Source organism: Devosia sp. LC5 (genome assembly GCF_000735585.1).
Taxonomy (GTDB): Bacteria; Pseudomonadota; Alphaproteobacteria; order Rhizobiales; family Devosiaceae; genus Devosia.
In genome coordinates this window covers 214,184-228,031 of record NZ_JNNO01000023.1, presented here as the reverse complement: position 1 = coordinate 228,031, position 13,848 = coordinate 214,184, and the positions used below count along the sequence as shown (strand labels likewise).

General features: G+C 62.8%; 14 protein-coding genes and 1 other RNA gene. 12 read left to right on the top strand and 3 right to left on the bottom strand.

Features of this window, described 5'->3' with window-relative positions; all coding sequences use genetic code 11:
* Positions 1-45: 45 nt before the first annotated feature.
* Positions 46-399 (bottom strand): hypothetical protein, encoded by a 354-nt coding sequence (locus tag FF80_RS13185; protein ID WP_035101136.1) that lies wholly within the window; start codon positions 397-399, stop codon positions 46-48.
* A gap of 163 nt (positions 400-562) precedes the next feature.
* Between FF80_RS13185 and FF80_RS21030 the strand changes: the two genes are divergently transcribed.
* On the top strand, positions 563-1,687 hold the full coding sequence (locus FF80_RS21030; protein WP_052153541.1) for a DUF2336 domain-containing protein: 1,125 nt from the start codon (positions 563-565) through the stop codon (positions 1,685-1,687).
* Positions 1,688-1,699: 12 nt separating this feature from the next.
* Here FF80_RS21030 and FF80_RS13175 read toward each other — a convergent pair whose 3' ends face one another.
* Positions 1,700-2,110, bottom strand: a complete 411-nt coding sequence (locus tag FF80_RS13175) for a type II toxin-antitoxin system VapC family toxin (RefSeq protein WP_348270330.1) — start codon at positions 2,108-2,110, stop codon at positions 1,700-1,702.
* Positions 2,107-2,361 carry a type II toxin-antitoxin system VapB family antitoxin gene (locus FF80_RS13170; RefSeq protein WP_035101134.1) on the bottom strand — a complete coding sequence of 85 codons (255 nt, stop codon included), beginning with the start codon at positions 2,359-2,361 and terminating at the stop codon, positions 2,107-2,109. The genes FF80_RS13175 and FF80_RS13170 overlap by 4 nt, the downstream gene beginning before the upstream one ends.
* Positions 2,362-2,503: 142 nt before the next feature.
* On the opposite strand from FF80_RS13170, the gene FF80_RS13165 reads away from it, so the two are divergent.
* The 11 genes from FF80_RS13165 (at position 2,504) to mraY (ending at position 13,810) form a co-directional block, all read left to right on the top strand.
* The gene (locus FF80_RS13165) at positions 2,504-3,454 is read left to right on the top strand and encodes a metalloregulator ArsR/SmtB family transcription factor (protein ID WP_052153539.1); all 951 of its coding nucleotides are present in this window, start codon (positions 2,504-2,506) and stop codon (positions 3,452-3,454) included.
* Positions 3,455-4,363 carry a methylenetetrahydrofolate reductase [NAD(P)H] gene (gene metF, locus FF80_RS13160; protein WP_244445769.1) on the top strand — a complete coding sequence of 303 codons (909 nt, stop codon included), beginning with the start codon at positions 3,455-3,457 and terminating at the stop codon, positions 4,361-4,363.
* A gap of 188 nt (positions 4,364-4,551) precedes the next feature.
* A complete protein-coding gene (locus tag FF80_RS13155) occupies positions 4,552-5,328 on the top strand; it encodes a hypothetical protein (RefSeq protein ID WP_035101132.1) in 777 nt (258 codons plus the stop codon).
* An 84-nt stretch (positions 5,329-5,412) separates the two neighbouring features.
* Positions 5,413-6,189, top strand: coding sequence for a DnaJ family molecular chaperone (locus FF80_RS13150; protein ID WP_244445768.1), 777 nt, complete (start codon positions 5,413-5,415; stop codon positions 6,187-6,189).
* A 33-nt stretch (positions 6,190-6,222) separates the two neighbouring features.
* Positions 6,223-6,608, top strand: an RNA gene (gene rnpB / locus FF80_RS21035) — RNase P RNA component class A.
* Between the two features lie 131 nt (positions 6,609-6,739).
* The gene (gene rsmH, locus FF80_RS13145; RefSeq protein ID WP_052153535.1) at positions 6,740-7,741 is read left to right on the top strand and encodes a 16S rRNA (cytosine(1402)-N(4))-methyltransferase RsmH; all 1,002 of its coding nucleotides are present in this window, start codon (positions 6,740-6,742) and stop codon (positions 7,739-7,741) included.
* Complete coding sequence (locus FF80_RS13140; protein WP_035101130.1) at positions 7,738-8,121, top strand: hypothetical protein; 384 nt, start codon at positions 7,738-7,740, stop codon at positions 8,119-8,121. Before rsmH ends, FF80_RS13140 begins: the two co-directional genes overlap by 4 nt.
* Entirely contained in the window at positions 8,121-9,836 is a 1,716-nt protein-coding gene (locus FF80_RS13135; protein WP_035101127.1) for a penicillin-binding protein 2, read from the top strand. The genes FF80_RS13140 and FF80_RS13135 overlap by 1 nt, the downstream gene beginning before the upstream one ends.
* A 21-nt stretch (positions 9,837-9,857) precedes the next feature.
* Positions 9,858-11,303: a UDP-N-acetylmuramoyl-L-alanyl-D-glutamate--2,6-diaminopimelate ligase gene (locus tag FF80_RS13130; RefSeq protein ID WP_035101125.1), complete on the top strand. Its 1,446-nt coding sequence runs from the start codon at positions 9,858-9,860 to the stop codon at positions 11,301-11,303.
* On the top strand, positions 11,303-12,697 hold the full coding sequence (murF, locus tag FF80_RS13125; protein WP_035101124.1) for a UDP-N-acetylmuramoyl-tripeptide--D-alanyl-D-alanine ligase: 1,395 nt from the start codon (positions 11,303-11,305) through the stop codon (positions 12,695-12,697). Before FF80_RS13130 ends, murF begins: the two co-directional genes overlap by 1 nt.
* 27 nt (positions 12,698-12,724) lie before the next feature.
* Complete coding sequence (gene mraY, locus FF80_RS13120; RefSeq protein WP_035101122.1) at positions 12,725-13,810, top strand: phospho-N-acetylmuramoyl-pentapeptide-transferase; 1,086 nt, start codon at positions 12,725-12,727, stop codon at positions 13,808-13,810.
* Positions 13,811-13,848: the final 38 nt, after the last annotated feature.

Genomic DNA, 13,848 nt, shown 5'->3' with positions numbered 1-13,848 from the left:
TCCGAAAAAAAGCAAGGCCGGTCCTGTGGGGCCGGCCTTTTCACATCAGCTCTTGCAGCGCTTGTAGAGCGAGGGCTTGGCGTCGCCCATGCCGTAGCCCTCAGGATTGTAGATCAGCTCGTCGCTGTCGGGCACATATTCAAAATTATCGACCGAGCCTTCTTCTTCCCAGTGGATGGCGCCGTTACCCGACGGGCTATCATCGGGGTAGAACACGACAGCAAGCGGCTCGCCCGTACCCAGAGCCAGCATGTTGCCTTCGATGTGGACGGAATCGTCGGCATTGTCGCAGGCGCCATCGATGGCCCAATGCCCGTTCAGATTGGCCGGCACGTCATCCGCCAGAACCGGGGCAATGCTGAGCGCGGCGAAGATCGTCGTCAGTGCAATGATACGCATGAAAATCCTCCTTCAAACCGCGTGATTCAATCACCGCCGCCGGTAACGGGCAAGTGATCGCCTAAAATTTGAATCAAATCCGCGCTGTTGCTTTCAGCCCGTGCAAGAACCTGCAGGTCCACTTTGCCGTTGTTGAATTATGCGGCAGGAGCCGGGGAACGTTATGACCGAACTTGACCAGGGCCAGCGGGCGTTTTCGAGTTTTCGAGTGCTCAACGGCGAGAATGACCACGCCGAGCGCGAGCAGCTCTTCCGCAATATGGCGCAGCTGTTCAGCTATGTGTCGGATCGCTGCGACGACGAACAGGTCGCCCAATATGACGAGGTACTGTGCCAGCTGGCCGAGCTGGTCGAGGTCGAAGCCCGCATCCACGTCGCTAAGCTCCTTGCGCCGCTCGAACGCGCGCCCGGCACGGTTGTGGTCAAGCTGGCCAATGACGATATCGAGGTAGCCAAGCCGCTGCTCGAATTCTCCAATGTGCTGTCCGATGACGATCTGATCGACATTATTGGCAAGCAGAGCGAGGAGCATCGCGTTGCGATTGCTGGCCGCTCCAATGTGCCCGAGCGAGTGGGCGAGGCGATCGTGGAGCACGGCGCCAAATCCTCGATCACCCGCCTCGTGCGCAATACCAATGCCGAATTCGACAAGGCGACGCTGGAAAAGCTCGTCGCCCGGGCCAATGCCGATGCGGAGATCGCGGCCGACCTGCGCGGCCGGCCCGAGCTCGATTGGGGCTCGTTGCGCGGCGAGATCGACAGCGTTGCCAGCAAGGTTCTCGAGACCCTGGACGAAGACAATTCGCTCGATCCGGTCGCTGCCGGCAAGGTCAATGCCGTGGTCTACAATCGCATGCGCAACCGTGCCGGTTTTTCCGCCAATGAGTGGAAAGTGGCTTACAATCAGGTCAAGGCACTCAGCGATCGCAAGCAGCTCGATGACCGTGCTCTAGCCCGTTTCGCCCGTTTCGGCTATGGCCACCATGCCGCCGCCGCGCTCACTGTCGTGCTGCGCGTCAGCCCCGAAGTCTTTGTCAAATGGCTCGCCAGCCAGGACTATGTCGCCATCACCGTCGCCCTGCGCGCCGCCGGCCTGACGCCTGAACTGTTTGAAGCCATCGTCGCCACCCTGCCATGGCGCGACCTGCCATCCCAGGCCGACAAGACCATGGTCAAGTCCCGCTTCGAAGCCCTCGACCGCGAAGAAGCCGCCGGCATTTTCGAACTCTGGCGCGCCCACTCCTTCCGCAAACGCGCCGCCAGCGACGAGCGGGTGAACGTGGCTTAGGGGCAATCACCCCTAAGGCACGACCTCCAGATCGGTCTGGCGAAACTCGTCATCCGTTGCCAGCACCGGAACTCCATAATGCTTGGCGCAGGCATAGTGCAGGCAATCCGCCAAGTTCAAACCATGACGACCCCGACGAAATCGGCCCGCCGCGCCAATCGAGAGCTGTACGGCGGTGAGAGGCTCAGGCAGGTCCTTGAGGACGATGTCGCGTTCCTCCAGCACCTCCAGCACGACCGTTTGCACCTGCTGGATTGGCAGGTTCCATTTGTCAGGACGGGACAGGGCGAGTGCGGTTTCCAGGATGGCCAATGCCGACGTGAATGGTCCCTCGGCTGCGGCAATGGCGTTGCTGACGCGCTCTGCCTCCGGTTCTGCCGAGAGCAGTGCAACGAGCGCGGAGGCGTCGACGAACAGGGTCATTGCTTGTCCTCGTCGCCCCACATTTCATCGTAGGCGGATCTGGGCAGCGGCTGGCCTATCTTGGCGTTGTTCGAAATGCCGTGCTTGCTCAACACCCGTTCCACGGTTTGGCGAGGTGTTTCGCTTGCCCTCCGACGGGCTATGGCCTCGCGCATGGCAATGACAATTGCCTCGCTTAGCCCCACGCCTTCAAGCTGCGCAAATTTGCGGGTCAGTTCATCCGCTTGCTTGTTGTTGACGTTCAAAGCCATGGCATTCACCCATGTAGATTATTTCGCCATTATATGTAGATTGATTGATCTACATAATCAAGTTGTGCCGCATTCCTCCATATGCCTCTAGACCTCCGCCCTTAAACAGATATAAAGACATCTTTATATCTCGTGAGGCGTGATGGCCGAGCTGGCGACATTGGTGGGGGTGCTGAAGGCGGCGGGTGAGGGGACCCGGTTGCGTCTTCTGGCATTGCTGGCCGATGGCGATCATTCGGTCAAGGATTTGACGGAAATTCTCCGCCAAAGCCAGCCCCGTGTGTCGCGCCATCTCAAGCTGCTGGCTGATGCCGGGCTGATCGAGCGCAATGCCGAGGGCGCCTGGGCCTATTATGGCCTGGCACAGTCCGGCGATGGCGCGGCGCTGGCGCAATGGGCCATCGACCGGCTCGATGCCAGCGATCCCGAACGCCGCCGCGACATCGAGCGGCAGGTGGCGGTGCGCGCCGCCCAGCAGGCGCAGGCGGCCGAATATTTCGCCAAGGTCGCCGGCAGCTGGGACCTGCTCAAGACCCTGCATGTGCCCGAAGAGGCGGTGGAGGCCGGTATTGTCGAGGCGCTGGGCGGCCGCTCAGTTGGCCTCCTGGTCGATCTGGGCACTGGCACCGGCCGCATGCTCGAAGTGCTGGCGCCGTTCTACAAGCGCGGCATCGGCATCGATTCCAGCCGCGAAATGCTGGCCGTGGCCCGCTCGCGCCTTGCCGCTGCCGGTCTCGGCCATGCGCAGGTCCGGCTGGGCGATATTGCCGATCTCGATACCGCGACCGGTTCGGCCGATGTGATCGTGATCCATCAGGTGCTGCATTATTTCGACGATCCGGGCCGCATGCTGGCGCAGGCGCGACGCCTGCTCAAGACTGGCGGCGAAATGCTGATCGTGGATTTTGCCCCGCATAATCTGGAATTCCTGCGCACCGAACATGCCCATCGGCGGCTCGGCCTGTCGCAGGCGCAAATGAGCCTGTGGGCCGCTGCCGCCGGTCTTTCAGTCGAGGCGGTGCGGGAATTTCCCGGCGAGAATGGTGACAATGGCCTGACGGTCTGCCTCTGGCGCCTCAGCGACAAGACGTGAATGGATACCAAGATGATCGATGACAATGCGCGCGCCAGCCGGAAGATCGCCGGGCAGCGCCCCGACCTGCAGCTTTCTTTCGAGTTCTTCCCGCCCAAGACCGATGCGATGGAAGAGCGCTTCTGGGACTCCATCCACAAGCTCGCCCCGCTGCAGCCGCGCTTCGTCTCGGTAACCTATGGCGCAGGCGGCTCCACCCGCGAGCGCACCTTGCGCATGGTCTCCTCGGTGAAAACCGATACCGGCGTCGACGCCGCGGCCCACCTCACCTGTGTCGGTTCTACCCGTGACGAAGTCGATACCGTCGTGCGCGGTTATCAGGAAGCGGGCATCAACCGCATCGTTGCGCTGCGCGGTGATCCGCCGGAGGGTGTCGGGCAACCCTTTACGCCGCATCCGCAGGGCTATCAGAATGCCGCTGACCTCGTTGCGGGCATTCGCAAGATCGGCGATTTCGATATTTCCGTCGCCGCTTACCCCGAAAAGCACCCACAAAGTGCCGATTGGCAGGCCGATATCGATAATTTGAAGCGCAAGCTCGATGCTGGGGCCAATCGCGCCATCACGCAGATGTTTTTCTCCAATGCCGATTACCTGCGCTATGTCGATCGCGCCCGCGCCGCTGGCATCACCGCGCCAATCGTGCCCGGCATCCAGCCAATCCACAGTTTCAAGCAGATTTCCAACTTCGCATCCCGTTGCGGCGCCTCGATTCCGGCCTGGCTGGCCGAGCGCTTCGCCGGGCTCGACGAAGATCCGGAAACCCACGCTTTGGTCGCTTCGGCAGTCGCGGCCGAGCAGGTGATCGAGCTCTTGGATGAGGGTGTCACCGAGTTCCACATCTATACGATGAATCGCTCGAACCTGGCTTTGGCGCTGGCCCGCATTCTCGGACGGCGCCCGGATTAACCTTGCATTCACCATGTTCTGGTGCCATCAGGTCGCCGCCCATGGGGCGGTGGCCTGGAAAAGCGTCATTCAGGTCCCATTCAGCTTATGGGCAGCATTGAGACGGAGCAGGGCGGTTCCATAAAACCGCCATCAATTCCGGCTCTTTCCCTCTGCGGAGGGCGAAGCAAATCGGGACGTGAAAGACCATGCAGATCGATCGCCGCATTACCAATGGCCTGGCCTGGGCCGGCGCCTTGCTCGTCGTCGGTATTCCGGCCGCCGACTTGCTGTCCGCGCAATTCCTGGGCAATGGCCAGGCCGCGCAGGTCGCCGTCATCGAGCCGGTTGCGCCGGTGCCGGCGCCCGCCTCGCAGCGCCCCGACGAGCCAGTCAAAGTGGCCGAGGCGCCCCCGGTCAAGCTCGCTACCCCCGCGCCAACGGCAGCCGCCAATCCGGCCGACCCGCTCAATGCCTATCTGCAATCGGGCAAGAAATTGCCCAGCTATATCACTGGTGGCACCGAAGAAACCGCTCCGGCAGCGCCCGCTGTGACAGCGCCGGTAAAGCCTGTGCCCGCCACCGCTGCAGCAGAACCTGCCCGCCCGCCGATCACGACACCGGCTGCTCCGGCGCCCGTTGCGACCGATCCGGTGCAGGTCGCCTCGCTGCCACCTGACAAGATCGCGCCGGTGCCCATGCCGCTTTCCATGCGGCCCAAGCCGGTCGCAGCCTATGCGCCGGTGGCGCCGTCCCAGCAGGTGGTTGTCCGCCCGGCCCCGCCGGTTGCGGTCACCGCCGATGATCTGCAGGATTGGGAAAGCGGCCCGCTGTCCGAATTCCTCGCCAGCCGCCAGCAGCAGGCCGAGGCCCCGCAGGATTACCGTCCTGGTGGGTTCTATCTCGATGAAGCGGCGCCCCCCGAGGTTTATGACCGCTATGTCGGCCCGATCGATCCGCCGATTTTTCTGCCATTCACCAATTGATGTAAGCTGCCATGCGCGCCCGGCAATGGACCGGACGCGTTGCGAAGGATATGCTGGTCCAGCATATCACGCTCGGATTCCCCCTTGCGTGGTCGCTTCGTGAAAGACGTCACCATGCTGTGCTGCGTGCGCAAAGCCGAAGAAAACCGGGATGTTTGGCAAAAGCTGTCCCAGTTCCTGGGGTCGTTCAGCCAACGAACCGGCATGGCCGGCTCCATCGCCAATATGCTTGATCCGGACACCTGGCTGCCCGGCGGACGGGACGCGGCGTTTACGCTCGCGCTGATCGCTCTGGCCGCCAAGATGGCGGTGGCTGACGGTATTGTGACGGCGTCCGAAGTGCGCGCTTTCAACGCCACGGTCGAAATCACCCAGGGCCAGGAGCCGCAGGTGGAGCGGCTGTTCAATCTGGCCAAGCAGGATGTCGCCGGCTACGAAAGCTATGCCCGCAAGATTGCGCGCTTCTTTGCCACCAGCCCCGAAACGCTGGAACATGTGCTCGACAGCCTGTTCTTCATCGCCACGGCCGATGGCATGGTGCATGAGGCCGAGCTCGATTATCTCAAGTCAGTGAGCGACATTTTTGGCTTTGACGACGTGCGGTTCGAGCAGATGGCCAGCCAGCATGTGGTGCTGGCCGATGGGGTCGATCCCTATGTGGTGCTGGGCCTGGCGCCCAATGCACCGCCCGAGGAAGTGCGCCGCGTCTATCGCCTCCTGGTCTCCGAGCATCACCCTGACCGGTTGATCGCCAAGGGCGTTCCCGAAGAACTGATCGATGTGGCCACGGCGCGGATGACCGCGATCAATCTGGCCTATCAGGCCATCACCAAACCACGGCCCGCGCCGTTGCTGGCTTGACGCCACCGCATCTCTGCACCACAAACGCGCCAGCCAGTTGACCGGGTGACCGCTGGCGGATGGGTAACTGTCCGCTGGAGGAAAGTCCGGGCTCCTTCGAAACACGGTGCCGGGTAACGCCCGGCGGGGGCGACCCTAGGGAAAGTGCCACAGAAAGCAAACCGCTCCGGCATGCCGGAGTAAGGGTGAAAGGGTGCGGTAAGAGCGCACCGGGTGACCAGCAATGGAAGCCGCACGGTAAACCCCACCGGGAGCAAGACCAAATAGGGATGACGCGGGGCTTCGGCCCCAGCCTGTTTTGAGGCCAGATCATCCGGGTTGGTTGCAACAGGCGCCTGGTAACAGGCGTCGCAGATGAATGGTCACCACGTCGCGGAAACGCGGCCCTACAGAACCCGGCTTACAGGTCAACTGGCGTTTACCTTTCCATTCTCACCACATCCAAAATTTCCCGCCACCGCGAAATGGGAAACAGAATCTTAAACGTCCTTGGTCAAAGTGGCGGGAAGTTTACGAACCGGTTCCGGCCGGCAGTGGAGTAGTGGCCTTTATGGGCAAGCGTTCTGTGCCCGAAACCAGCCAAAATGCTGGCCCGCATATCCCCGTCCTCCTGGACGAGGTGCTGGCCTCTTTGGCGCCGCTGGAAGGCAAGCGTATCGTTGACGGCACGTTTGGTGCTGGTGGGTATTCGCGCGCCCTGTTGCAGGCGGGCGCCCATGTTGTGGCCATCGATCGCGATCCGAGCGTGCGCCCCTTTGCCGATGCCCTCATGGCCGAATTCACCGGGCAGCTGATTTTCGTGCCCGGCACGTTCTCCGAACTCGACACCCTCGCCGCCGAGCATGGCCCCATCGATGGCGTCGTGCTCGATATCGGCGTCTCCTCCATGCAATTGGATGAAGCCGAACGCGGCTTCTCCTTCATGCGCGATGGGCCGCTCGACATGCGGATGAGCGGGGAGGGCGAAAGCGCTGCCGATCTGGTCAATGGTTTGGAAGTCGAAGCGCTGGCCAATCTGCTCTATGCCTTTGGCGAAGAGCGCAAATCGCGCCGCATTGCCCAGTTCATCGTTGCCGCGCGCGAAACCGCGCCGATCCAGACGACGCTTGAGCTGGCCCGCATCATCGAAAAATCCATCGGCCGCAAGCCGGGCGATGCCCATCCGGCGACCCGCTCGTTCCAGGCCTTGCGCATCGCGGTCAATGGCGAGTTCGACCAATTGGTCGAGGGGCTGTTCGCTGCCGAGCGCCTGCTGACCGAAGGCGGCAAGCTGGTCGTCATCACCTTCCATTCGCTGGAAGACCGCATCGTCAAACGCTTCTTCGACCCCGAAAAGGGTGGCCCTGCCCAGTCGCGCCACCTGCCGCAGACCCAGGGCGAAGCTCTGCGCTGGATCGACGTGGCCAAGGCGCGCAAGCCCGGCGAGGCCGAACTGAGCCGCAACCCCCGGGCACGTTCGTCCATCCTGCGCGCCGGGACCCGTTCGGATGCGCCCGCCCGCGCGGTCAAGTTCACCGGGCTCGGCGTGCCGGTCGTGAGGGGCACGGCATGATCCGCAGTCTCAATATCATCCTGATCTTTACCAGCGTGATCATGCTGGCCGGCGTCTATACGCTCAAATTCTCCATCGAGCACACAGCCAGCGAACGCACTGCGCTGGCGGCGCAAATCGAAAGCCAGGAAGGCGATCTATCCCTGCTCAAGGCCGATTGGGCGGTGCTGAATCAGCCCGGCCATATCGACCCCATCGTCAAGCGGCATCAGGTGGCGCTGGCGATCGGGCCGGTGCAGCAGAAGCAATTCGGCGCCTTCCAGGATATTCCCATGCGACCGGTCAAGCCCAATAATTCCGAGATGGATGCCCTGTTCCAATCGCTCGAGGCGGGAATCGACCCCATCGATGCCATCCTTGAACTCGAGGGGATCGAGTAATGGCCGTGACCGCAGAAGATCTCTCGCCCACAATCGCGCTGGATGGCGGCCGCAAGATCCGCGGCAATCTCACCCAGGCCCGCATCCGCTGGATGGTGCTGGCGCTGGTGCTGGGCTTTGGCGCGGTGGGCGGGCGGCTCATCCAATTGGGCATGGTCGTGCCCGATTCCACCATTGAGGGCCAAGCACGCGACGTCATCACCGCGACGCGCCCGCCGATCCTTGATCGCAATGGTCTCGAAATGGCCGTCGATATTCGCGTGCCCTCGCTCTATGCCGAGCCCCGCCGCATTATCGATGTGGAAGAGGCCGTCGCCAAGATCCGCACCGTCCTGCCCGATCTGAACGAGACCTGGCTGCGCAATCGCCTCACCGGCGACAAAGGTTTTGTCTGGGTGCAGCGTGAGCTCTCCCCTGCCATCCAGGAACGCATCATGCGCCTGGGTATTCCCGGCGTGGAATTCCTCACCGAATCCAAGCGCTTCTATCCGGGTATGAGCGAGGCCAGCCACATTCTGGGCTCGACCAATATCGACAATCAGGGCATTGCCGGCATCGAAAAGCATATGGACGACGACAATGTCGCCCTGCTGCAGGAGCTTGGGCTGGCGCGTGGCAATGCGCTGGCGCCTGTGGAGCTGTCGGTCGATATGCGCGTGCAGCATGTAATGCACGAGCAATTGGTCGATGCCATGAGCCGCTACAAGGCCATCGCCGCGGCCGGTGTGATGATCGATGTCCATACGGGGGAAGTCATTGCGCTGGCCTCGCTGCCCGATTTCAACCCGAACGATCCCAAGACCGCCCTGGTCAAGGACAGTTTCAACCGCATCACGGCGGGGATTTTCGAGCCGGGTTCGATCTTCAAGACCGTCACCATGGCCGGTGCGCTCGATAGCGGCTCGGTCAGGTTCACCGACCAGTTCGATGCCCGTTTCGGCGTGCGCTTCGGCCGCTTCACCATTGACGATTTCCACGGCAAGCACCGCATTCTGGCTTTGCCGGAAGTCTATAAATTCTCGTCCAATATCGGCACGATCCGGGTCATGCAGGCCATGGGCAAGGACAATTTCCGCGCATTCCTCTCCACCATGGGCTTCGATCAGCGCGTGCCGTTCGAGTTGCCCGAGATGCGCCTGCCCACCGTCCCCAAGACCTTGTCCGAAGTGGGCGCGGCGACGGCCTCGTTCGGCCACGGCCTGTCGGTGTCCCCGCTGCACATGGTCACGGCCTATGCCGCCTTCGTCAATGGCGGCAATTACATCGCGCCCACGCTTTACAAGCGCACCGAGGCCGAGGCCGAGGCGCTGTATCGCCGGGTGATCCAGCCCGAGACCAGCGCCAATATCCGCGCCCTCATGCGCCTCAATGCCATTGGGGCGGGCGGTTCGGGCTCGCAGATGAACAAGGAAGCCCTGGGCTATCGCGTCGGCGGCAAGACCGGCACGGCCGAAAAGGTGGTCGATGGGCGCTATTCGTCCAACAAGGTCACCAACTTCTTCGGTTCCGCCTTTCCCATGGAAAATCCGCGTTATGCCATGATTATCATGGTGGATGAGCCGAAGGCCGAAAACCCGCAATCGGGCACCACGGCTGGCTGGAACGCCGGCACCGTTACCGGCCGCATTGTGCAGCGCGTTGCGCCCATGCTCGGAATTGCGCCCGATTTTTCTCCGATCATTGACGATAGTTTCGTCCCTTCCGCTTATCGCTGAAATCCAGAAGGATTTATCCCCGTGTCACTTAGCGTAACGCAGCTGCTCGAAGGCTCCGGCGCCCGGCCGAAAAAAGGCCTGGGCGCAGTCTTTGGCCTCAATTCGGATAGCCGCCGGATCGAGCCGGGCGATATTTTCTTTGCCCTGCCGGGCACCCATTCCCATGGCAATGAGCATGTCGAGGAGGCCGTCCGGCGCGGCGCGCTCGCCATCATCAGCGACATCGCCCCGGCCGGCGATCCCGGCGTGCCGGTGATCGTGGTCAAGGATGTGCGCGCCGCCTATGCCCGCGCCGCCTCGCGCATTTTCGAGCCACAGCCGGAAATCACCGTTGCGGTCACCGGCACCAATGGCAAGACCTCGGTGGCCTCCTTCGTGCGCCAGATCTGGACCTATGCCGGCATTCCCGGCGCCAGCATCGGCACGATCGGCGTTGAAACCGCCAACCGCCTGATCGAGGGCAGCCTGACCACCCCCGATTCCCGGACGCTGCATCAGTCGATGCGCGCGCTCAAGGCGCAGGGCATCGACCATGTGGCGCTCGAAGCCTCCAGTCATGGCCTGGATCAACGCCGGCTCGATGGCATCCATTTCGAGGCGGTGGCCTTCACTAATCTCAGCCGTGACCATCTCGATTATCACGCCGGCATGGACGAATACCGCAATGCCAAGCTGCGGCTGTTCACCGACCTTTTGGTCGATAGCGGCCCGGCCGTGGTCAATGTCGATGATCCCGAGCACGAGCCCTTCATGTTCGCTGCCCTCAGCGCCAGCGCCACGCTGCTGACCGTGGGCCGCGAGGGGGCCTATATCGAAATCCTCTCGATCGAGCCCGAAGGCTATGGCCAGCGCGTCGAAGTGCGCCATGTCGGGGAAAAGCTCAGTTTCCACCTGCCGCTGACCGGCGAATTCCAGGTGTCCAATGCCCTGATCGCGGCGGCGCTCGCCATGTCGACGGGCGTCGACAAATCCGATGCCTTCCCGGCGCTGTCCGAACTGGTCGGCGCCAAGGGTCGGCTCGAGCTGGTGGCCGAGCACAATGGCGCGGCCGTGTTTGTCGATTATTCCCACAAGCCGGTGGCGCTGGAATCCGCACTTGCCTCGCTTCGGCCATATGCCAAGGCAAAGTTGCGCGTGGTGTTCGGCGCCGGTGGCGATCGGGACAAGGGCAAGCGGCCCATGATGGGCGAAGTCGCCCAGCGCATGGCCGACGATGTCATCGTCACCGACGATAATCCGCGCACCGAAGACCCCGTGACCATCCGCGCGGAAATTCTTGCAGCGGCCAAGGGCGCACGCGAAATCGGCGACCGCAGGGAAGCCATTGTCGCAGCCATCAAATCGCTGCAGCCCGGCGACGTGCTGCTGGTTGCCGGCAAGGGCCACGAGGATTACCAGATCGTCGGCACGACCAAGCATCATTTCTCCGACCATGAAGTGGTGGCGGAGGCAATCAAGGGGCTCTGATGGCACATCTGTTTACGGTCCAAGCCCTGCTGGCCGCCACGGGCGGTCGCGCCGAAGCGGTGACCGGGGACGCCATTGGCTCGATTTCCATCGATTCGCGTGAACTCGGCCCCGACGCGCTGTTCGTCGCCATCAAGGGCGACCGTTTCGATGGCCATGATTTCGTTGACACCGCGCTCAAGAACGGCGCGGCCGCCGCCCTCGTCTCCGAAGGCCGCAGCGAAGGCCCCGGCCGCATCGTCGTTCCCGATGCCCTGCAGGGGCTCCGCGATATCGCCATCGCCAGCCGCGAGCGCAGCCGCGCCGTCATCGTCGGCGTCACCGGCAGCGTCGGCAAGACCACGACCAAGGAAGCCATTCGCGTGGTCTTTGAGGCCGCTGGGCAGACTCATGCCTCGATCAAGAGCTTCAACAATCATTGGGGCGTGCCGCTCATGCTGGCCCGCATGCCTGAGACGACCCAGTTCGGCGTGTTCGAAATGGGCATGAATGCTCCAGACGAAATTCGTCCGCTCAGCCAATTGGTGCGCCCGCATATTGCCGTCATCACCAATGTCGCCGCTGCCCACCTTGAGGCTTTCGGCTCGCTCGAGGGCATCGCCGCCGCCAAGGCCGAGATTTTCGAGGGGCTGGAGCCGGGCGGCACGGCGGTGCTCAATGCCGATCATCCCCAGTTGCAGGTGTTGCTCGACGCCGCCATGGCGGCGGGGGTCGGCAATGTCATCACCTATGGTTTCGGCCGGGGCTGCGACTGGCAGATCGTGGATGTGCAATCGGCCGCCGACCACAGCTTTGCCACCGTGCTGCATGGCGACGACCGCCACGCATTGGCTCTCGCCGTGCCCGGCCGCCACATGCTGGCCAATGCGGTCGCCGCCATGGCCGTCGGCTATATTGCCGGCGTCGAACCCGATGTGGCCTTGCGCGCCCTGGCCGGTTTCGGCGCCCAGCCCGGCCGCGGCCAGCGGCTGGTGTTCGGGCCGTCCGAAAAGCCGCTGGTGCTGACCGACGAAAGCTACAACGCCAATACCGCCTCGATGGGCGCGGCGCTCGACGTCTTCACCGAACAAACAGCCCCCGGCGGGCGCAAGGTGCTGGTCCTTGGCGATATGCTGGAATTGGGTGAGCAGGGGCCGGCCCTCCATGCCAGCCTCAAGAATGCGGTGATCGGCTCGGGCGCCGAGCGCATCTATCTGGTGGGTGCGGGCATGGCCGCCTTGGCCGAGGCGCTGGGCGCCGGGCGCGTCACCGCTCACGCAAATACCACTGCGGATATCGCGGACATCGTGCTTGGCGACCTTGCCTATGGCGACGCAGTTATGATCAAAGGGTCCAACGGCGTGGGGCTGTCGGGCATCGTCGAAAAGATCCGCAGCAAGTTCTCCGGACCATAAACCCCAGCCAACGAGGACGCTTCCTTCATGCTCTATTTTCTCGGTCAGCTGGGCGATGCGGTCTCGGCCTTCAACGTGTTCCGCTACATCACCTTCCGCACAGCGGGCGCGGTGATCACGGCACTGTTCTTCGTCTTCCTGTTCGGGCCGGCCATGATCAACGGCCTGCGCCTGCGCCAGGGCAAGGGCCAGCCGATCCGCGAAGATGGCCCTGCCGGGCATTTGCTGACCAAAAAGGGCACGCCCACCATGGGTGGGCTGATGATCCTGTCCGGCGCGGTGTTTTCGACCCTGCTCTGGTCCAATCTCACCAATGGTTATGTCTGGGTGGTTCTGCTGGTCACCGTCGGCTTCGGCGCAATCGGCTTTTATGACGACTATCTCAAGGTCAAGCGCATGAGCCACAGGGGCTTTGGCGGCAAGCAGCGCCTGGCCCTCGAAGCGCTGATCGGCGCTATAGCCTGCTACGCCATTTCCCAATTGGGCCCCGAGCCCTACGCGACCTCGCTGCTGTTCCCGTTCGTGAAGGGTCTGGCCATCGATCTGGGCTATTTCTTCATTCTGTTCGGTGGCTTCGTCATCATGGCGGCCGGCAATTCGGTCAATTTGACCGATGGCCTTGATGGCCTGGCCATCGTCCCCGTCATGGTTGCCGCCGCCTGCTTCGCGCTGATCGCTTACCTCGTCGGCAGCGTGAATTTCTCCGATTACCTGCTGCTCAATTACGTCCCCGGCACCGGCGAGCTTTCGGTGCTCTGCGGCGCGCTGATCGGGGCAGGGCTGGGCTTCCTCTGGTTCAACGCCCCGCCGGCCCAGATCTTCATGGGCGATACCGGCTCGCTCGCTCTGGGCGGCGCCCTGGGCTCCATCGCCGTCGCCACCAAGCATGAAATCGTCCTCGCCATTATCGGCGGGCTATTCGTGCTCGAAACCGTATCGGTGATCGTCCAGGTCGCCTCGTTCCGCCTCACCGGCAAACGCGTGTTCCGCATGGCGCCGATCCACCACCATTTCGAGCATCTCGGCTGGACCGAAAGCCAGGTGGTGATCCGCTTCTGGATCATCTCCTTCGTCCTCGCTTTGATCGGCCTGAGCTCGCTGAAATTGCGGTAAGCCTACTGCGAATTGCCGGCCGTTACCCCATGCTACCC